The sequence below is a fragment of the Nonomuraea antri genome, assembly GCF_013283785.1.
Taxonomy (GTDB): Bacteria; Actinomycetota; Actinomycetes; order Streptosporangiales; family Streptosporangiaceae; genus Nonomuraea; species Nonomuraea antri.
This window is the reverse complement of sequence record NZ_JABCPZ010000087.1, coordinates 1-18,895: the sequence shown is the minus strand read 5'-3', so window position 1 is coordinate 18,895 and position 18,895 is coordinate 1. Positions and strand designations below refer to the sequence as shown.

Genomic DNA, 18,895 nt, shown 5'->3' with positions numbered 1-18,895 from the left:
CCCGGGAGTTGGGACTATCTAGAGAAAGTAGGCGTATATAGTCAGCCGATCAACTAACACCGCGGCCTGGAGGACGACATGGCCATCCCAGACCTCATGCCGCATCCTGTGGCAGCCAAGTACGCCGTCCTAGTGGATGTCGGTTATCTCTACGCGGCGGCGGGAGAAGTGCTGCTCGGTGCGAAGGAACGCAAGGAATATCGGGTGGCCGCCGATGAGCTCATCCAGAGTCTACAGAAACATGCAGAGGAACGTATTTCTGGGGAACTCCTGCGGATCTATTGGTATGACGCCGCCCGTGACCGCGTGCCCACCGTCGACCAGCGGGTCATCGCCCAGCTTCCCTGGGTGAAGGTGCGGCTTGGCAACCTGAACGCCCGTGGCCAGCAGAAAGGCGTCGATGCCCAGATCAGGAGCGATCTGGAGGCCCTGGCCAGACACCACGCGGTGACCGACACGATCCTGCTGGCCGGCGACGAGGACATGGTGCCCGCCGTGGAGGCGGCGCAGGCGTACGGGGTGCGGATCCACCTGTGGGGCGTGGAGCCGCCCTACGGCACCAACCAGGCCGAGCGCCTGGTGTGGGAGTCCGACACCGTGGAAGTGATCTCTGCTGATTTCCTGAGGCCCTTTTTCAGCCGTGCTCCCCAGCCCGTCCCGGTCGCCCCGCCGGTCGCCGCCCCCTCTCCCGCCCAGGTCTTCGCCGGACGCACGCCGGTCAAGCCGCACGCCAAGCCCGGCCAGGTGGCCAAGCTCGGTCCCAGCCGCCCCCGGGTCGAGGACGTGGGCGAGCACGTGGCGCAGAAGTGGATACTCACGCGCGGCCGCGACAACATCCGCGACCTTTTGCCCGGACCGATACTCCCCACCGTCATCGACACCGAGTTGCTGATCGAGGCGGAGAAGGAGCTCGGGCACTCGCTGCGGCCGTACCCGGAGGCGCGGGTGTGGCTGCGCGACGGGTTCTGGGCGCGCGTCTACCGGGAGTTCGACCTCGGGGTCGGCGTCTCGTCCAAGTGAGCTACCCGGGTGGTTCCACGGCGAGCAGGGCTTCGGCGACGGCGGTGCGGGCGTACAGGACGTAGCGTCCGCTGCGGTGCGCCGTGCACAGGCCCGCCCGGCGCAGCGCGGTGAGGTGCTGGTTCGCGCCCGGCTCCGACAGCCCCGCACGCTGGGCCAGGTCACGCGTCGACGCGGGCTGGTCCAGCTCGGCCAGCAGCCGCGCGCGGGTGCCGCCGAGCACCGCCGCCAGCGCCCGCGGCGGGTCGACCGCGCGCCGCTCCCAGAGAGTGGCGATGCCGCGCGGCGGGTAACGCACGGTCGGCTGGTACGGCGGCGTCGTGACCGAGAAGACCCGCGGCCAGGCGAACACGCACGGCACCAGCAGCAGCCCGAGCCCGCGCAGCGAACGCGCGCCGGACACGTACCTGTGCCGCAGCCGCAGCGTGCCGTCGTCCCAGGTGACGGCCTCGTCCAGGTCGGCCAGCATGCGCTGGGCGCCGCCCTCGGCCAGCAGCCTGGCCCGGTACAGGATCTCGCCTTCGAGCAGCGACCTGAGCCGCGGCCAGTACGGCGCCATGGCGGCCGCCCAGTAGTCCCTGATCTCGCGTTCCAGCCTGGCCAGCCCCTCGTCGGGGTCGTCGTAGAGCGCCCGCAGGAGTTTCGTGCCCGGGCCGCCGACGGCGTCCAGGTCGGAGCGTACGCGGTGCCCGGCCGACCGCATCGTGGCCAGTTCCAGGTCCAGGTCGGGCATGGAGGTGGCGGGCGGCGTGCAGGTGAAGCCGGCGATCGCCACCGTGGGCACCGGCACCAGGTCGGACAGCAGCGGCCAGTCCACGTCGCGCAGCCGCCGTCGTACCTGCTCGGCCCAGGGACGCAGCAGCGGGTGCGCGGACGGGTCCTTCACCACGCGCACGCTCGCCACGACCTCGCCGATCGGGGAGACGGCGAAGCGGATGTTGGCGATGTCGCGGGCGGTGAACGTCAGGTCGAGGGTCATTGGATTCGCTTGTCACTTAATCAATAGCGCCGATTCCCGATATTTCAGCATCGTGGCGGGCATGACGGCAACCCTGACCGAAGCGCCCCTGCTGCGGGATCGCGGCTTTCGCAACCTCTTCCTCGCCACGGCGGTCAGCCAGCTCGGCAGCCAGATCGGCTACGTCGCGCTGCCCCTGCTGGCCGTCACGGCCCTGGGCGCGGGCGCGGCCGAAGTGGGCCTGCTCAGCTCGCTCAGCACGCTCACCGTCCTGGTGCTCGGACTGCCCGCGGGAGCCTGGGTGGACCGGGTCCGGCGGCGTCCGGTGATGGTCGTCATGGACCTGGCCAGGGCGCTGGTGCTGCTGTCCGTGCCGGTGGCCTGGTGGCTGGACGGGCTGTCGCTGGTGCAGCTCTACGCGGTCGCGATGCTGGTCGGCGCGGGGACACTGCTGTTCGACGTGGCGTCGTTCAGCCTGGTGCCCGGCGTCGTCGGACGCGAGCGGCTGACGGCGGCCAACTCGATGCTGGTGGGCACGACGGCGAGCATGGGCGTCGCCGGGCAGAGCCTGGCCGGCGTGCTGGTGCAGGTCGCGGGGGCGCCGCTGGCGATACTCCTGGACGGGCTCAGCTACCTGTGGTCGGCCGCCTGGCTCCGCCGTGTCCCCGAGCCGCCCGTGGAGGCTCCCCAGCACCGGCCGCCGATGCGCCGGCAGATCGTCGAAGGGGTGCGTTTCGTGTTCGGCAACCCGGTGCTGACGGCCGCCCTGGTGCAGGGCGCGCTGGTCAACCTGGCCTTCCCGCTGCTCACGGTGCTGCTGCCGGTGCTGATCGTCAGGCAGCTCGGCTACCCGGAGTGGGTGCTCGGCGCGTTCCTCGCCGTGGGCGCGGTGGGCACGCTGGCCGGCTCGTCGGCGGCGCACGCGCTCGGCCGCAGGCTCGGCACCGGGCGCGCGACCTGGCTGGCCGGTCTCGCCACCGCGCCCGCGGCGCTGGTCGTCCCGTTCCTCGGGCACGGGCCGTGGCTGGGCGCGGCGGCGCTGGCCTGGTTCGTGCTGACGTTCCGCACCGGGCTCAACAACGTGCTGCTGGTCAGCCTGCGTCAGCGGGTCACGCCGGACGACCTGCTGGGCAGGATGACGGCCACGATGCGGCTGCTGCTGATGGGCGCGATCGGGCTGGGCGGGCTGCTGGCCGGGCTGATCGGCGAGCTGTGGGGCGTGCGCGCCGCGCTCTGGACGGGCGCCCTGATCATGGCCCTGAGCTGGGTGCCGATCCTCTACTCCCCGTTGCGCGAGGAGCCGTGAGCGGCTTGTGGGACGAGCCGTGAGCGGGGCCGGCCGTTCAGGTCCGATTTCCGCCAGTCGGCACCCTTGGCGAGCACGTACTGTCGAGGCATGTCACCCCTAGAGCTCGACTTCGACTCCTGCTACCGGGCCGTCTCGGCCAGGGACGCCCGGTTCGACGGACGTTTCTACACCGCGGTGACGACCACGCGTATCTACTGCCGTCCGATCTGCCCGGCGCGCACCCCCGCGTCGCGCAACGTGCGCTTCTACCGGCACGCGGCCTCGGCCGAGGCGGCCGGGTTCCGTCCGTGCAAGCGCTGCCGTCCGGAGCTGTCCCCCGGCGACCCCGGCTGGGACCTGCGCGGCGACCTCATCGGACGGGCGTTGCGGCTGATCGACGACGGCGCGGCCGACGAGCGCGGCGTGGCCGGGCTGGCCCGCCGCCTGCACATCACCGAACGGCACCTGCACCGGCTGTTCGTGGCCGAGCTGGGCGTCGGCCCGCTGGCGGTGGCCAGGACGAAACGGCTGCTGCTGGCCAAGCAGCTGCTGACGGAGACCGGGCTGGCCATCACGGAGGTGGCGTTCGCGGCCGGGTTCGGCAGCGTCAGGCAGTTCAACGCGACGATGCGCGAGACGTACGGCTTCACCCCGAGCGAGCTGCGGGCCACCGCCGGCGGCCGTGCCGCGCCCAGGCCGGAGACCGAGGTCGCCGCCGGGCCGGTCACGCTGCGGCTGCGGCTGCACCGGCGGGAGCCGTACGACGCCGACGGCGTGTTCGCGTTCCTCGCCGCGCGCGCCATCCCCGGCCTGGAGACGGCCGACGCGAGCGCCTACAGCCGGGCCGTGCCCGGCGGCACGATCACGCTCACCCCGGAGCGCGGCCACGTCGCGCTGGAGGTGGCCGTGAGCGACACCAGGCACCTGGCCCGCATCGTGGCCCGCTGTCGCCGGCTGCTCGACCTCGACGCCGATCCCGACGCCATCGCCGGGGTGCTCGGCCAGACCTCGCTGGCCCCGCTCGTCGCGGTCAGGCCGGGGCTGCGGGTGCCGGGCACGTTCGACGGGTTCGAACTGGCCGTGCGCGCGGTGGTCGGCCAGCAGATCTCGGTGGCGGGCGCCCGTACGCTGCTCGGCCGCATCGTGGCCAGGGCGGACGCCCCCGAGGGCCTGTTCCCCGGCGCGGACCACCTCCTCGGCACCGACCTGACCGGGCTCGGGCTGACCGGCCGCCGCATCGACACGCTCAAGGCGCTGGCCGCCGCAGTGGCCTCCGGCGAGATCGACCTCGACGGCGGCCAGGACCCGGCCGAGGCCGTCTCCGCGCTGCTCGGCCTGCCCGGCATCGGACCGTGGACGGCCGGCTACATCGCCCTGCGCGCCCTGCGCGACCCCGACGCCTGGCCCACCGGCGACCTCGTGCTCGTCAAGCGCATGGCCGCCCTGGGCATCCCGAACGACCACATCGACCTGTGGCGGCCGTGGCGCGCCTACGCCGCCCTGCACCTCTGGAGTTCCTCATGATCACCGCTCAGATCCTGCCCTCGCCCATCGGCCCGGCGTCGCTGCTGACCCGCGACGGCGTCCTGGTGGCGGGCGGATTCACCGCCGACCCCGAGCAGATGTTCGCCAGGCTCTCCCCCGCCCTCCAGGCTGAGGGCCTGGAGGTGGTGGACGATCTCGGACTGCCCGCCGCGGCCTTCCGCGCCTACCTCGACGGCGACCTGGACGCGCTGGACGCCGTCCCCGTCGACCAGCCCGGCACCCCCACCCGCAAGCGCCTGCATCAGACGCTGCGCGAGGTCAAGGCGGGCACCACGGTCACGTACGGCGAGCTGGCCCTGCGCGCCGGAATGCCCAGGACGGCGGCCCGCGCCGCGGGCTCGGCCTGCGCCCAGAACCTCATCGCCCCGTTCGTCCCCTGCCACCGCGTCCTGCCCAGCACGGGCGGGTACGGCGGCTATTACTACGGGGTGCCGGTGAAGGAGTGGCTGCTGGCCCACGAGTCCGGCAAACTCTGAGTCATCGCGCGACAGCGTTCGGTAATGTTTTCGACATGCCTACGCAGGAGCACGAGTTCCTCATCGAGCTTTTCCGCGAACGCCCGTCTCTGGCAGCGACCCTCCTCGCCGAGACGGGCGTCGCGGTTCCCCCCTTCGCCGAAGCCCGCCTGCACGCCAACGATCTCAACGAGTGCGAGCCGACCGAGTACCGCGCGGACGGCGTCGTCCTGCTCGCCGACGAACGCCACCAGCCGGTGGCGGGAGTGGTCGTGGAGGTCCAGCGAAAGTACAAGAAGGAGAAGACCTGGAGCTGGCCCTCCTATCTGGCCAATCTGCGGGCGCGTTTGAAGTGCCCGGGCATGCTGCTCGTCGTGTGTCCCGATCCGCACGAAGCGGCCAAGTGCGCGCAACCCATCGACATGGGTCATCCCGGCTGGACGTTGCGCCCTCTGGTCATCGGCCCCGATCTCGTCCCACTGGTCACCGAGGTCGACCGGGCCATCGCCGAACCCGAGCTCGCCGCCCTGTCCGCGATCGCGCACGGGGCCGGCGAAGAGGGCGTCAAGGTCTTCCAAGCTCTCCACGACGCCCTTCCTCACCTGCCCGAAGAGCAGGGCAGGAGATATTCTGACCTCGTACTCGCGGTACTACCGAAGGTCGCCGCCGAGAAATTCTTGGAGATCAAGATGGCAACAGGAATCTACGAGTACAAGAGCGAGTACGTCCGCCGGTGGATCGCCAAGGGCCAGGCCGAGGGCGAGGCCAAGGCGCTACTCCGGATTCTGGAGAACCGCGGGATCCCCGTGTCGGACGACGCCCTCACGCGCATCACCGAATGCACGGATGAGGCCGTACTCACCTCCTGGATCGACAAGGTCATCGAGATCGACAGCGTCGACGAGCTCTTCGAGTAAGCGTCAGGCGGCCGGGACCAGGCGGCGGGCCTGGAGGCCGGCCAGGCCGGCGACGGCGAGGCCGGTGAGGCCGAGCAGGGCCGCGGTCCAGGCCGGGGCGGTGTAGCCGAGCCCGGCGTCGATGGTCAGGCCGGCGGCGAACGAGCCGATCGCGTTGCCGAGGTTGAACGCGCCGATGTTGGCCGCCGAGGCCAGCGTCGGCGCGCCGGCCGCGGCGTCCAGCACGCGGGTCTGCAGCGGCGGGACGGTGGCGAACGCGGCCACCCCGAACAGCGTGATGGCCACCACGAAGGCGACCTGGTGGCCCGCCACCAGCGCGACCGCCACGGCCAGCAGCGTGAGCAGGGCCACCGAGCCGTAGATGCTCGGCATGACGGCGCGGTCGGCGAGCCGGCCGCCGATCAGGTTGCCGACCACGAGCCCGACCCCGAACAGCGCCATGACCACCGGCACCGCGCCGGGCGAGAAGCCGCCGACGCCGGTCATGATCGGGGCGATGAACGTGATCACCGCGAAGACCGGCGCGAATCCGAACACGGTCATCGCCAGCGCCAGCCAGACCCCGGCCGAGCGGAACGTGGCCAGTTCGCGCAGCACGCCGCCGCCGGTCGGCCGCGGTTGCGCGGGCACCAGGGCCAGGACGCCGATCAGCCCGACGATCCCGATGGCGACGACCACCCAGAACGTGGCCCGCCAGCCGAACGCCTGCCCGATCCAGGTGCCCAGCGGCACGCCGAGCACGTTCGCGAGGGTCAGGCCGGTGAACATCAGGGCGATCGCGCTGGCCCGCTTCTGCGGCGCGACCAGGTCGGCGGCCACCACCGAGCCGACGCCGAAGTAGGCGCCGTGGGCGAAGGCGGCCAGGAAGCGTCCGACCATCAGCACCCCGTACGAGGGGGCCAGCGCCGACAGCAGGTTGCCCGCGATGAACAGCACCATCAGCGACAACAACATGGTCTTGCGCGACAGCCGGCCGCCGAGCATGGTCAGCGGCGGCCCGCCGACGGCCACGCCGAGCGCGTATCCCGACACGAGGAGGCCGGCGGCCGGGATCGTCACGCTGAAGTCGGCGGCCAGTTCGGGCAGCAGTCCGTTGATGATGAACTCGGTGGTCCCGATGCCGAAGGCGCTGATCGCGAGGGCGAACAGGGCGAGAGGCATAGAATACTCCTCAGACGACGTTAGTGAGCGTGAGCATTATTTGCACACGCCGACTAACTGAACATACAACCATGCCGAGGAAGGTGTCACATGCCCATCGCCGACGACGCCGTCGAGGCGCGCGCCCAGGGCTGGCGGACGCTGGCCGCGCTGCACGCGAAAATCGAGGACAGACTGGAGAAGGCGCTGCAGAGGCAGCACGAGCTGAGTGTGAGCGAATACACCGTGCTCGACGTGCTCGGCCGTCAAGACGGCTGGCACATGCGCATGCAGCAGCTGGCCCGCGCCGTCGTGCTGAGCCAGAGCGCCACCACGCGCCTGGTCACCCGGCTGGAGAACCGCGGCCTGCTCCGCCGCTACCTGTGCGAGGACGACCGGCGCGGCATCTACTCGGAGGTCACCCAGGCCGGGCGCGACCTGCTCGCGGCGGCCGGGCCCACGCACGACGCGGTGCTGAAGGAAGTGCTGGCCGAGGCGGCCGAGCAGCCCGAGCTGGCGCCGCTGGCCGCCGTCATCGCCTGAGCCCGAGCGGCACGCGCCTCACGGCCGGACGTCGCTCTGGATCTCGCCGACCCGCACGCGCCTCACGGCCGGACGTTGCTCTGGATCTCGCCGACCTGCACGTCCCTGGTGGCCTCCACCTGGATCGGGGTGAACGTCAGACCGGCCGCGTCGCCGGCCACCTCGACCGGCCAGACGGTCGTCACGCTCATCGTGTACGCCTCGCGCGGCTGGTCGATCGACGCCCGCAGGTACCGCACGCCGCAGGTGAACTCCGCGCCCTTGGCGAACCGGCGGCCGGAGGTGCCGCAGCCGTCCTCGCGCACCTCGGCGCGTTCGCCGGTGGTGCCGGAGTCGATCCTGATCTCCTTCAGCGTGGCCACCACGGTCACGCTCAGCCGTCCGGGGATCTCCGCGGTCAGCGTCCTGCGCGGCTGCTGGATGCCGTCCACCGCGACCCAGGTCGGCAGGTTCACGAAGCTCTTGGCGTCCGGGCTCAGCGTGATCTTGTGTTCGGGCACGGTGAGCCGTCCTCGGGCGATCTCGGCGAGCATCGCCGGGGTGATCCCGAGCGGCGGGGTGTCGTTCGGCGGCACGAACACGAACAGCGGCAGGCCCGCCCAGCACGACGCGCCCTTGGGGTCGGCGGTGTCGTAGGCGGACGACCACCACAGCCCTTCCTGTCCCTTCTTGTCCAGGAACGGCTGGTTGGCCTCGTTGAAGCGTTCCTCGTGGTTGGCGATCTCGTTGCGATGGGTACGGGGATCGGTCCTGAACTTGATCATGTCTTCCGCGTTCAGGAACGGCTCGTACCAGCAGGGGCTCTTGAGCCGGTAGCCGTCGCCGGTGCCGCCCTCGACGCCGTCGCCGCGGAACCTGATCTGGGATCCCACGTTGACCGTCACGTTCTTCCCCTCCTGCCGGCCGGAGACCGACGTGTCGCCTGCCTCGGGGGTGGGGGCCGTGGTGGGATCGGCGGCGGGAGTGAGCGCCAGGGCGCCGGACATGAGCAGCGCGATCAGTGTCCTCATCGGGTGCACCCCTCGGCTCCCGGGGTGAACATCCTGATCTGCCAGACGCCGTCATCGCCGCGGCGGGCCGCGACGCCCTCGCCGTACTGCTCGCGCGTCCACACGGGCTGCGGCCTGATCGCCTTGCCGGTGGTCGCGTCGATCAGGCGCATGCCGGTCTCGTCCACGCACCACCAGATCTCCGACCCCCGGCCGACGGACGCCACGACCTTGAGGTCGTAGATGCGGCCCACGCCGCGGAACGTCTTGTTGTCCTCGGTGACCCCTCTGACCCAGTCGCTGGCCCGGACGGCGGCGTCCAGTTCGAGGTTGTGGTCGTAGGTGTCCTTGCCTTCCACCACGGCCTTCCTGGTGCCGACGTAGTACTCGGCGGCGACCTTCAGCCGGGGGTCGGGGTCGTCCGGCCACTCGATGCGCAGCTTCAGGTCGTCGCCGACCTTGATGGTCTGCGTGCCGGATCCGGGCTTCAGCGCGGTGTCCGGCTCATCACCGGACCCGGCGTCGGGCTCGGCGGGCTTGTAGTCGTCGGCGCCGCTCTGCTCCGGCTCCTGCTCCGGGGCTGCGGCCTCCGCCGCCTGACGCGGCGAGTACGGGCGTTCGACCTGCCCGCAGCCCGTCAGGACCAGCGCGGCCGCGACGACTATCAGGGGTATGCGCGCAACGTTCATCGGTCGCACCCTCCGGTGGGGTCACTCGCTTTCCTCCCTGTACGCGAAGGCGCCCACCCGGGGTTCGACCCCATCACCACAGCGCATCAAGGCTTGACGTTGCTCTGGATCTCCCCGACCGGCACGTCGCGCGTGGTCTCCAGCTCCACCGGGTCGTACTGGAACGGCACCACCGCGTCGGCCACCTCGACCGGCCAGTTGGTGCGCACGGTCAGCACGTACTTGTCCTGCGGCTGATCGATGGAGGCACGCAGGTATCGGACGCCGCAGGTGAACTCGGCGCCCTTGACGTAGCGCCGGCCCGAGGCGCCGCAGCCGTCCTGGCGCACCTCGGCCCGGTCGGCGGTGGTGCCCGGGTCGATCGTGATGTCCTTGAGCGTGGCGACGACGGTCACGCTCATGATCCCCGGCAGCGTGGCGGTGACCTGGCGGCGCGGCTCGCCGATGCCGTCGAGCCAGACCCAGGTGGGCAGGTTGACGAAGCTCTTGGCGTCGGGGCTGAGCTTGATCTCCGGCTCGGGGACGGTCAGCGCGGCCCTGGCGATGTCGGCCAGCTCCCGCAGCGTGATGCCGGCGGGCGGGGTGGTGCCCGGCGGCACGAACAGGAACTCCTGCAGGCCGGTCGCGCAGCGCTCGCCTCTGGGGTCGGATTTGTCGAAGGCGGGCGTCCACCAGCGGCCCGGCTTGCCCTTGACGTCCTCGAACGGCTTGATGAACTGTTCGTACTGGTCGCGGCGTTCGCTGCCGTAGGTCCCGTTGAAGTAGTCCTGTTCGCCGCGCTGCTTCTTGAGCATGTCGTCGGCGTCGAGGCCGGGTTCGTACCAGCAGGGGCTCTTGAGCTGGTATCCGTCGCTCTTGCCGCCCTTGACGTCGCCGGAGATGACGATCTTGGAGTTGCGCAGGATGACGCCGCGCGAGTCCTTGTCCTGGATGCGCTCGCCGGTCACCTTGTCGTCGTCGTCATCGGCCACCGCCGGGCTCAGCAGCAGCAGGCCCGCCGCGAGCGCGTGGAGCAGGGAGTTCATCGGGCGCACCCCTTCGGGTCGTAGGCGAGTGACCGGATCCGCCAGGCGCCGCCCTGGTCGCGGTGGGCGTACACGATCTGCAGGTAGGGGCCCGCGCGCCAGTGGGCGGGGCCGGGCAGCGCCTTGCCGGTGCGCTTGGAGACCGTGCGCACGCGGGTCTCGTCCACGCACATCTCCAGTTGCGCGCCGGTGTCGACGGGCCCGTTGATCCGCAGGTCGTACAGGCGGGCGTCGCCGCGCAGGGTCTTGTCGCCGTCGATCTGGGCCCGGACCCAGCTCGACGCGTCGCGGGCGACGGGCAGGGAGAGATCATCCAGGTAGCGCCGGTCGTCGCCGACCGCGACCGCTTTGCGGACGTTCAGGTAGTAGTCGGTCATGAGGTTCAGCAGCGGGTCGGCGGTGTTCGCCCGTTCGATGCGCACCCGCAGCCTCTGTCCCAGCCAGACCGTTTTGACGGCCGGGTCCTGGCTGGTCGCGGGCGTAGGCGAGCCGGACGCGGGCGTGCTCTGCGGCGCCTTGCGCGGCGTGTACGCCGGTTCCTGCTGACCGCAGCCGGCCGCGAGCAGCGCCGCCACCACCGTCAGGACCGCAGGCAGAGCCCGTTTCATGCGGAAGACTCCCTCACCACGTGGATGCGCCAGGACGGCAGCAGTTCGTCGATCAGCGCCTCGGTCTCCGGCGCCATGCCGCCGCCGTAGGGGTGCGAGGCGGCGCGCCTGGTCAGGCCCTCGACGACGGCGCGCAGGCGTACCACGTCCTCGGTGGCGTGGGTGGCACGCAGCAGGTCGCGCCAGAGCCCTTCGTCGTCGGTGGCCAGCATCAGCGCCGCGCGCACGGCCGCGATCGCCGCGTCGGGCTCGCCCTGCGCCAGCCGCAGCTCGCACAGCCGGTGCGCGGCGTCGGCGACACCGGCCGCGACGTCGTACTCCAGGTCCTCGGCGGCCAGCCAGGCGTAGCGCCCCTGCGGGCGGGTGCTCAGCAGCGGGCCCCTGATCAGGCCCAGCGCCTTCTCCAGCAGGACGGCGCGGGCCGTCGCGTCGTCGTGCGAGCGGCGTACCAGCTCGCGGAACAGCGCCCAGTCCGTACGCACCTCGCGGCCCAGCCTGAGCCGGCCCGCCTCGTCCACGAGCAGGTGCTCGGGCCCGAGCCAGTCGGCGACCCTGCCGATGGTGGCGTCCCTGACCATGTCCTGGACGCCGCGCGGCCAGAGCACCCCGCCGAGCACCACCGGATGCACGCCGCCCGGATGGGTGGCCAGGTAGACCAGCAGCTCGGTGGCCAGCGCCATGCGGCCTTCCTCCAGCGGGCCGAGCCCGGCGATCTCCAGCGGGCCGAGCATCCTGATCTCGACGGCCGGCGGGTGCATGTCGGCCAGGGGCTCGGGGTCGGCGATCGCCTCGCCGTCGAGCCGTCCCGCGGTGCGGAACAGGTCGATCAGCGCCTGGTAGTGCCTGCGCGGCAGGAGCTGGGCGGTCACCTCGAAGCCGAGCTCGGCGAGCTTGGCCTTGCCGTCCTCGGTGATCTCCAGGGTCCAGGTGGCCTGCGGGAGATCCCCTGTCACGACATATCCGGCCATGTCGTGGCGGGCCAGCAGAGCCAGCCGCCGCGCCTCCTCGTGCGTCGGCGCCACGGCCGACAGCAGGTAGTGCGCGTCGCGCGAGCTGCCGGAGACGCGCCCGGTCAGCACCTCCTGCCGGGGCGCGGCCGACGCCTCCAGCTCGGGCAGCACCTCGGCCAGGCCGCCCACCGCCCTGATGCGGTCCGGCGCGATCGCGGTCAGCTCGGCGCCGAACCCGACCAGCGTGATGCGCATTCGGTCCGACCAGCGGTTGGTGGCCAGCTCGACGGCGAGCGCGGCCAGGGCCGCGGTGGACTGCGGGCCGCGCACGTTGATCAGGCCCTGCGCCGCCTCCAGGTCGATCAGCACCCGGCCGCTCGCGTCCGTGCCGATGGAGACCAGCCCCGGGTACGGCGCGCCGCCCACCTGTTCCTCGAGCAGCCGGCCCTCGTGCGTGGGCAGCCGCCAGACCTGGCCCCCGTCCTGGGCGGTCCAGGGCGCGGGCGGGGACTCGTCGGGCGGATGGATCCACAGGTCGAGCGTGCGCGGTGACAGATGGGCCGCGTACACGGTGGGCGGCAGCCGGTGCTGCGCGGCCAGTTCGGCGCCGAGCAGCCGGAGCCCGACGTCCAGGATCCTGGCGCCCGGGGCGTCGCCGCCCATCCTGAGCGCCACCTCGGCCTCGGCGGCGTCGTCACGCGGCCGGACGATCTTGCGGCCGAACACCCGCCGCCACAGTTGCTCGCGCCGCCGCGTGGCCAGCACCGCCAGCAGCCCGGCGGCCAGCAGCGAGGCGGCGGCGATCTCGGCGAACTCCAGCCCGGAACGCTCGCGGATGCTGGGCGCGACGTCGTCGCCCGGCGTGACGGACGGCGGCCGGTCGGCCGGGCGCTGGTCGGCCCCGCGATCCTCGTTCCTGCGCCGCTCGGCCTCGCGTTCCTGGCGGCGCTGCTCGGCACGCTGCTCGCGCTGCTGCTCGGCCCGGTCCTCCGCGGCCTCGGCGCGTACCGAGGGTGACACGTGCGCCCGTCCCGGATGCTCGGTCAGCGTCTGCTCGCGCGACTGACCGTTGGGGACGATGTGCACGTTGCGCGCGTCGTCCGGCATGTCGAGCACCCAGCCCGGCCTGATCAGGTCGGCCATGCGCAGGCGGCTGCCGTCGGGCTGCTCCTTGGCCTGGTTGAGCTTGTAGATCTCGGGGTAGCGCCGCCCGTCGCCCAGGCACTTCTCGGCGATCTCCCACAGGCTCTCGTGGTGCCGGCCGTGCGGGGGCTGCACCACGTACACCTTCTTGGTCTTCTGCGTTTCCAAGGTCTGCTCCACGATCGGCGCGGAGTACGCGACCGCCGTCACCGGCGGGGCGACGGGCGCGGCGCCCAGCTTCGCGATCGGCGCGACCACCGCGCCGGCCGTGAACAGCAGCAGCGCCGCGGTGACGAGCTTGTTGGCCACGTACTGGGTGCCGCCGGACATCGGCACCCGGGCCGGCATGCCCACCCTGCGCACGCCGGCGTACACCTCGACCAGCACGCACACGAACAGCTGGAACCAGGCCAGCCAGACCAGCAGCACCAGCACGGCCATGATCGTGGTCGGCCCCACCTGGCTGGTGACCACGTTGAGGTCGAGCAGTTCCGGGGTGATGGGCGGTCCGACGAACCTGAGCAGCGCGTAAGGCACCCCGCCGACGAGCGTCACCAGCAGCAGCAACGCCCCGAGCCCGGCCACGACGTCACCCGCGCGGCGCCTGGGCGGGACGCGCACGGGCTGCCTGCGCCCACCGGTGTATCCACGCGGGCGCGCGGGCTCTCGCGTCGGCATCGGCTCTCCCTTCCGCGTTCAGCGTCGTGCCTGGGCCGTCGCCGTATCCACTGACCTGCCGAATTCGGTCTGGCTCGGAGTGGTCGGTATGTCTCGGGCGGTCGGTCTGTCTCGGGTGGTCGGTCTGGCTCGGTTCGTTGGTCTGGCCGGGGGTCATCTGCCTTCGGGGGCGGCGGTGGCCTCGCCCTCCACCTCGTCGCCGGCGAAGCCGATCGCGCCCAGGAAGAACGCCTCCCAGCGCACCGAGACCGTCACCGTGACCTCCGCCTGGCCCTGGTCGACCGTGCATTCGCCGCTGGTCACGTCGTCGCCGCCCTGGGCGGCGACGATCTCGTCCGCCCTGGCGCACACCTCGGCCTCGCCGAGCAGGCGTATCTCTCCGGTGGCACGGACGTGGTCCTCGTCGACGCGGTCGGCGCCGGCCCGCGCGGCCTGTTCGGCGACGTCGGCGGCGCGCAGCCTGGCGTTGATCGCCGCACCGCCGTCGACCAGCAGCCCGGCCAGCAGGAACACCACCACCGAGAACAGCACGGTGAACACCGACATCGACCCGCGCTCGCCCTGGCCCCTCGTCATGCGAACCTCTTGCGCTGATTCCCCATCACTCGAACCTCTTGCGTTGTTCCAGGGGCACCACGGCCGTGCCGGTCATCCGCTTGGTGCCGCCGAACCCCAGGAAGCCGAGGTCCAGCTCGCAGCTGACCTCGGCCTGGACCTGGCCGCCCGCCTCCAGCTCCGAGCCCGCCAGCGAGACCTCGGGCGAGCCACAGGTGCCGTTGGCGAGCGCGGACTTGGCCACTCGGTCGGCGGCGGTCTCCGCGCCGTCGGCGGAACGCTGCACCGAGGCGGCCCTGGCGGCGTCGCGCGCCGCGCCGTTCACCCGGCCCTGCGCCTCCACCAGCAGGCCCGCCCCCGCCAGGAAGAACAGGAACAGCAGGAAGACGGGGGCGAGCATCACGGTCTCCACGGCCATGGAACCCCGCTCACCGGTGGCTGTCATTCGCAGTCCTCGCCGCCGTTGTCGGGACGGAAGCACTCGACGGGACCACCCGAGGTGGCGGTGATCGTGAACGCGAGCTCCGGCAGCAGCGGGATGACCTGGACGGCGTTGCCCGTCACGGTCACGAACCGTTCGTCGGGGTCCTTGGTGCTGGTCGTCGCGGTCGCGTTGGACAGCAGCCGCGGGCCGATGGCCCGGATGACGTCGGTGGCCTTGGCCGTGGCCTGGCCTTCCCAGGCGCCCGAGTCGAACGGCGACGACCTGGCCACCCGCGCGCCCTCCCTGGCCGCGGCCTCGGCGACCTGGCGTCCGTGGAACCAGAGCGCGACCTGCACGATGAGCAGCGCGACCGCCAGGACGACCGGCATGAGCAGGGCCAGCTCGACCACCGTCACGCCGCGCTCGCCCCGGCCTCCGGCGCGTCGCAGGCGGCGCATCACGGGTCGGTGCCGCCGTCCCCGCCGCCACCGCCGTCGCCGAAGTTGGTCTGGAGCTCGCCCTGCCGCTGCTCGACCAGGGTTCTGATCAACGTGGCCAGGCCGAGCGCCACCCCGGCCACGATCGCGGTGATGATCACCCATTCGACCGCGGACGCGCCACGGGTGGGTGCGGTACGCGCACGATGGACGCGTACGCCCAGATACGCCCTGAGGTAAATGATCCACGGATGGTTCATCAGGCCCCCAACATCTTCATTGCGGCGGGAAAACTGAGAAAGATCACGAAACCGGCGCAGAGGAGGAGCTGGGCCACGAGCATGGACTGCGAGCGTTCGCCCGCACGTCCCTCGATCTCGGCCAGCTCCCTGCGCCGCAGCGTGGCGGCCCTGGCGGTGAGCGACGCGCGTACCTTGGCGCCGTCGTCGGCGACCAGTCCGAGCGCGGCCGACAGGTCGCGCAGCTCGTCGACGTTGATCTCCTCGCCGAGCTGGCCGAGCGCCTGCCAGGGGGTGATGCCGACGATCCTGGCCCCGCTGAGCGCGTCGCGAATGCGGCCCATCGCCCAGTTCGGCTGGTCGCCGCTGACCGAGACGGCCATCGTCAGCGCCTCGGGGACGCCGCGGCCGCCGGCCAGGTTCATGGAGACGAGGTCGAGGAAGGCGCCGACCACGTGTCTGAAGTCACGTCGCCGGGCCGCCGCGTCTCGTCGTATCTGCAGGTCGGGCAGGAAGAAGAAGAGCGCAGCCAGCAGCACGGCCGACCAGAACGGAATGGTCAGCGACGTGCCCCACTCCATGAGCACCAGCCAGCCGAGCAGCAGCGGGAAGGCCAGCAGGCCGCTGGCCGCGAGCAGCACCTTGGTCGCCAGGAACGCCTCGAAGGACCGGCCGAGCAGGGTCAGGTCCGCCTTGGTCGAGCGGGCCTCCCAGCCACGCGCGCCGTACAGCTTGGCCAGGCGTACGCCGAGACCGCGGCGGAAGGCGCTGACCTCCTCGTCGGGCAGGACGAGCTGGATGCGCGGCCCGCCCGCGTCCTCGCGTACGGCGTCGAGCGCCAGCAGCCGCGCCACCAGCCCGGGACGCGCCGGGAACAGGGCTCTGAACAGCAGGAACAGGCCGATGCCAAGCGCGGCTCCGGCCAGCGCGCCCTCAACCATGGCCGCCACTCCCTCCCATGAGCAGCCGCGTCGGCTTGTCGAACCTGGCCAGCCGCCGCATCCAGGCGAACCCGGCGCCGAACAGTCCGGCCACGACCACCAGCACGGCCTGGCCGAGCAGGCTCTTGTACTCCACGACGTACGAGGGGTTGAGCACGACCAGCAGCCCGGCGAAGACGAGCGCGGTGACCACCACGATCTGCACGCTGCGCCTGGTCGCGCGCCGCTCGGCCTCGACGCGGCGGCGCATGTCGAGCTCCTCGCGGGCCGAGACGGCCAGCGCGCCGAGCACGTCGCGCAGCCCGGGGCCGCGCAGCCGCGAGTTGAGTATCAGCGCGGCCACCACCAGGTCGGCGGACGGGTCGTCGAGCTCGTCGGCGAACATGGCCAGCGCCTCGGGCAGCGCCATCCTGGTGTGCAGCCGGTCGACCATGACGCGCAGGTGCGGCCTGAGCGTGGGCGCGGCCGCCCTGATCGAGGCCGGGATCGCCTGTTCGAGACCGGCGGCGCCGGCGATCGTGTCACGCAGCGACTCGGTCCAGGCGGCCAGTCCTTCGAGCCGGCTCATCGCGCCCCGTTCCTCGGCCGCGCCGCCCGACAGCCCGCGCCAGGCGAACACCAGCAGCACCGCGCCGACCGCGACGACCACCCAGCCGGTGATCAGCAGCACCAGCGCGGCGGCCACCGCGGCGATGGCGGTGCGGGTGGTGAGCATCTTGACGAGCTCGCGCCTGGGCTGGGACGGACGGGGCCGCAGGCCGTACAGGGAGACCGCGAACAGGAAGATCCCGCCACCGGCGAGTGCGCCGGCGAGCATCGCGAGCGGATCGAACCCGAACATCTACCAGCCTCCGGGGAGCATCGGAAGCAGGCCGAAGCGGGACATCTCCCGGCCTCCGGGGAGCGTTGCGGACGGCTCGAAGCGGGACATCTACCAGCCTCCGGGGTTGTAGCCGTGGGCGGCGAGTTCCTCAAGGCACGACAGCGGCGCGTGCGGGACGGCGCCGCCGTCGGGGCCGGGCACGAAGACCTCGCTGGACAGCACGCGGCCGTCGCAGCCGTTGACCTCGCGGATGCTGGAGACGTAGCGGCGCAGGGTGCCGCCGCGGTGGTAGTCGTTGCGCTTCTCGACGAAGACCACGAAGTCGATGGCGCCCGAGATGAGCATGTGGCTGGCGTCGATCGGCAGGCGCTCGCTGGCCTGCAGCGCGTACGTGGCGATGCGGTTGAAGACCTCCATGCTGGAGTTGGCGTGGATGGTCGACAGGGAGCCGTCGTTGCCCTGGGTCATCGCGTTGAGCATGGTGACGATCTCGTCGCCGAGCACCTCGCCGACGATGACGCGGCTCGGGTTCATCCGCAGCGACCTCCTGACCAGCTCGGCCATGGAGATCTCGCCCTGCCCCTCGGAGTTGGGCAGGCGCTGCTCGAAAGCGACGACGTTGGGGTGGAGTTCGGGGAACTGGTCGAGGCCGAGCTCCAGGGCGCGTTCGACGGTGATGAGGCGTTCGGCGGCCGGGATCTCGTTGGCCAGGGCTCTGAGCAGGGTGGTCTTGCCGGCGTTCGTGGACCCGGCGATCATGATGTTCTTGCGGGCGGCGACCGCGGCGGCGAGGAACCTCCCGATCTCCGGGCTTATGGTGCTGTTTCCGATGAGATCGGAGAGGAAGACCTTGCCCAGGCGGGCCCGGCGGATCGACACGGCCGGCCTGACCGTGACGTCCATGACCGCGCTCAACCGCGAGCCGTCGGGCAGGCGCAGGTCGAGCTGCGGGTTCGCGGTGTCGAACGGACGGCTCGACAGACCCGAGTACGCGGCCAGGATCTGGATCAGCTCGACCAGTTCCTCGTCGGAGTCGGCCACCGGGTCCCGCATGAGCTCCTGGCCGTCGGCGTAGCCGACGAAGACCCGGTCACAGCCGTTGATGTCGATGTTCTCGACCTCGGGGTCGTCGAGCAGGGGCTGGAGGCGTCCGACGCCGAACAGCGCGGCGTGGATGCCGGCCGCGAGCGCCTCTTCCTCCTCCAGGTTCGGCGGGGTGCGGCCGAGCCCGATCTCGCTGCGCGCGTGCTCCTCCAGGACCTGGGAGATCAGCGCCCTGGCGAACTGGCGCTCGTCCTCGCCGGTCATGGCGGGCAGGCCGTTGGCCTGGTCGAGACGGCGCTGGTGGGCCAGGCGGTCGCCGACTTCCTGCCTGAACCGCTTGACCAGCGAGTGGTCGATCATCGGTGGCTCACCGCCATACTGGGCCGCTTCACGTGTCGGTGGTCGTACGGGCTTCCGTGTCGTAGGTCGTGCGGGCTTTGGTGTCGTTGGTCGTACGGAAGCGGGGGTGCCGAAGGTTCAGCGG

General features: G+C 71.7%; 20 protein-coding genes. 6 read left to right on the top strand and 14 right to left on the bottom strand.

Translation table 11 applies throughout. From position 1 onward, the window contains the following. Nucleotides 1-78 precede the first annotated feature (78 nt). Nucleotides 79-1,020 (top strand): NYN domain-containing protein, encoded by a 942-nt coding sequence (locus HII36_RS26595; RefSeq protein WP_173525979.1) that lies wholly within the window; start codon nucleotides 79-81, stop codon nucleotides 1,018-1,020. 1 nt (nucleotide 1,021) lies between these two features. Here HII36_RS26595 and HII36_RS26590 read toward each other — a convergent pair whose 3' ends face one another. Continuing rightward, entirely contained in the window at nucleotides 1,022-1,999 is a 978-nt protein-coding gene (locus HII36_RS26590) for an ArsR/SmtB family transcription factor (RefSeq protein WP_173525978.1), read from the bottom strand. Nucleotides 2,000-2,060: 61 nt separating this feature from the next. Between HII36_RS26590 and HII36_RS26585 the strand changes: the two genes are divergently transcribed. The 4 genes from HII36_RS26585 to HII36_RS26570 all read left to right on the top strand — a co-directional run bounded on the left by HII36_RS26585 (nucleotide 2,061) and on the right by HII36_RS26570 (nucleotide 6,183). After that, on the top strand, nucleotides 2,061-3,284 hold the full coding sequence (locus HII36_RS26585; protein WP_173525977.1) for an MFS transporter: 1,224 nt from the start codon (nucleotides 2,061-2,063) through the stop codon (nucleotides 3,282-3,284). Nucleotides 3,285-3,374: 90 nt separating this feature from the next. After that, on the top strand, nucleotides 3,375-4,790 hold the full coding sequence (locus HII36_RS26580; protein WP_173525976.1) for an AlkA N-terminal domain-containing protein: 1,416 nt from the start codon (nucleotides 3,375-3,377) through the stop codon (nucleotides 4,788-4,790). After that, complete coding sequence (locus HII36_RS26575) at nucleotides 4,787-5,287, top strand: methylated-DNA--[protein]-cysteine S-methyltransferase (RefSeq protein WP_173525975.1); 501 nt, start codon at nucleotides 4,787-4,789, stop codon at nucleotides 5,285-5,287. Before HII36_RS26580 ends, HII36_RS26575 begins: the two co-directional genes overlap by 4 nt. Nucleotides 5,288-5,322: 35 nt before the next feature. Next, a complete protein-coding gene (locus tag HII36_RS26570) occupies nucleotides 5,323-6,183 on the top strand; it encodes a hypothetical protein (protein WP_173525974.1) in 861 nt (286 codons plus the stop codon). Between the two features lie 3 nt (nucleotides 6,184-6,186). Here HII36_RS26570 and HII36_RS26565 read toward each other — a convergent pair whose 3' ends face one another. Continuing rightward, on the bottom strand, nucleotides 6,187-7,344 hold the full coding sequence (locus HII36_RS26565; protein ID WP_173525973.1) for an MFS transporter: 1,158 nt from the start codon (nucleotides 7,342-7,344) through the stop codon (nucleotides 6,187-6,189). Nucleotides 7,345-7,434: 90 nt separating this feature from the next. Here HII36_RS26565 and HII36_RS26560 point away from each other — a divergent pair, with 90 nt between their 5' ends. Next, a complete protein-coding gene (locus HII36_RS26560; RefSeq protein WP_173525972.1) occupies nucleotides 7,435-7,866 on the top strand; it encodes a MarR family winged helix-turn-helix transcriptional regulator in 432 nt (143 codons plus the stop codon). Nucleotides 7,867-7,928: 62 nt separating this feature from the next. Here HII36_RS26560 and HII36_RS26555 read toward each other — a convergent pair whose 3' ends face one another. The 12 genes from HII36_RS26555 to HII36_RS26500 all read right to left on the bottom strand — a co-directional run bounded on the left by HII36_RS26555 (nucleotide 7,929) and on the right by HII36_RS26500 (nucleotide 18,771). Further along, nucleotides 7,929-8,876 carry a hypothetical protein gene (locus HII36_RS26555; RefSeq protein WP_173525971.1) on the bottom strand — a complete coding sequence of 316 codons (948 nt, stop codon included), beginning with the start codon at nucleotides 8,874-8,876 and terminating at the stop codon, nucleotides 7,929-7,931. Next, nucleotides 8,873-9,544 carry a hypothetical protein gene (locus tag HII36_RS26550; RefSeq protein ID WP_173525970.1) on the bottom strand — a complete coding sequence of 224 codons (672 nt, stop codon included), beginning with the start codon at nucleotides 9,542-9,544 and terminating at the stop codon, nucleotides 8,873-8,875. The genes HII36_RS26555 and HII36_RS26550 overlap by 4 nt, the downstream gene beginning before the upstream one ends. A gap of 86 nt (nucleotides 9,545-9,630) precedes the next feature. Continuing rightward, on the bottom strand, nucleotides 9,631-10,569 hold the full coding sequence (locus HII36_RS26545; protein WP_173525969.1) for a hypothetical protein: 939 nt from the start codon (nucleotides 10,567-10,569) through the stop codon (nucleotides 9,631-9,633). After that, nucleotides 10,566-11,177, bottom strand: a complete 612-nt coding sequence (locus HII36_RS26540) for an LptM family lipoprotein (protein WP_173525968.1) — start codon at nucleotides 11,175-11,177, stop codon at nucleotides 10,566-10,568. Before HII36_RS26540 ends, HII36_RS26545 begins: the two co-directional genes overlap by 4 nt. Beyond that, nucleotides 11,174-13,948 carry a BTAD domain-containing putative transcriptional regulator gene (locus HII36_RS26535; protein ID WP_173525967.1) on the bottom strand — a complete coding sequence of 925 codons (2,775 nt, stop codon included), beginning with the start codon at nucleotides 13,946-13,948 and terminating at the stop codon, nucleotides 11,174-11,176. The genes HII36_RS26540 and HII36_RS26535 overlap by 4 nt, the downstream gene beginning before the upstream one ends. A gap of 153 nt (nucleotides 13,949-14,101) precedes the next feature. Then, the gene (locus tag HII36_RS26530) at nucleotides 14,102-14,524 is read right to left on the bottom strand and encodes a flp pilus-assembly TadE/G-like family protein (RefSeq protein ID WP_236003892.1); all 423 of its coding nucleotides are present in this window, start codon (nucleotides 14,522-14,524) and stop codon (nucleotides 14,102-14,104) included. 25 nt (nucleotides 14,525-14,549) lie between these two features. Next, nucleotides 14,550-14,948, bottom strand: a complete 399-nt coding sequence (locus HII36_RS26525) for a TadE/TadG family type IV pilus assembly protein (RefSeq protein WP_236003891.1) — start codon at nucleotides 14,946-14,948, stop codon at nucleotides 14,550-14,552. Next, complete coding sequence (locus HII36_RS26520) at nucleotides 14,945-15,385, bottom strand: TadE family protein (RefSeq protein ID WP_173525966.1); 441 nt, start codon at nucleotides 15,383-15,385, stop codon at nucleotides 14,945-14,947. Before HII36_RS26520 ends, HII36_RS26525 begins: the two co-directional genes overlap by 4 nt. Beyond that, nucleotides 15,385-15,624 carry a hypothetical protein gene (locus HII36_RS26515; RefSeq protein ID WP_173525965.1) on the bottom strand — a complete coding sequence of 80 codons (240 nt, stop codon included), beginning with the start codon at nucleotides 15,622-15,624 and terminating at the stop codon, nucleotides 15,385-15,387. The genes HII36_RS26520 and HII36_RS26515 overlap by 1 nt, the downstream gene beginning before the upstream one ends. Then, complete coding sequence (locus HII36_RS26510) at nucleotides 15,624-16,544, bottom strand: type II secretion system protein (RefSeq protein WP_173525964.1); 921 nt, start codon at nucleotides 16,542-16,544, stop codon at nucleotides 15,624-15,626. The genes HII36_RS26515 and HII36_RS26510 overlap by 1 nt, the downstream gene beginning before the upstream one ends. Beyond that, on the bottom strand, nucleotides 16,537-17,385 hold the full coding sequence (locus HII36_RS26505; RefSeq protein ID WP_173525963.1) for a type II secretion system F family protein: 849 nt from the start codon (nucleotides 17,383-17,385) through the stop codon (nucleotides 16,537-16,539). The genes HII36_RS26510 and HII36_RS26505 overlap by 8 nt, the downstream gene beginning before the upstream one ends. A 90-nt stretch (nucleotides 17,386-17,475) precedes the next feature. Further along, nucleotides 17,476-18,771 carry a CpaF family protein gene (locus HII36_RS26500; protein WP_173525962.1) on the bottom strand — a complete coding sequence of 432 codons (1,296 nt, stop codon included), beginning with the start codon at nucleotides 18,769-18,771 and terminating at the stop codon, nucleotides 17,476-17,478. Between the last annotated feature and the right edge of the window lie 124 nt (nucleotides 18,772-18,895).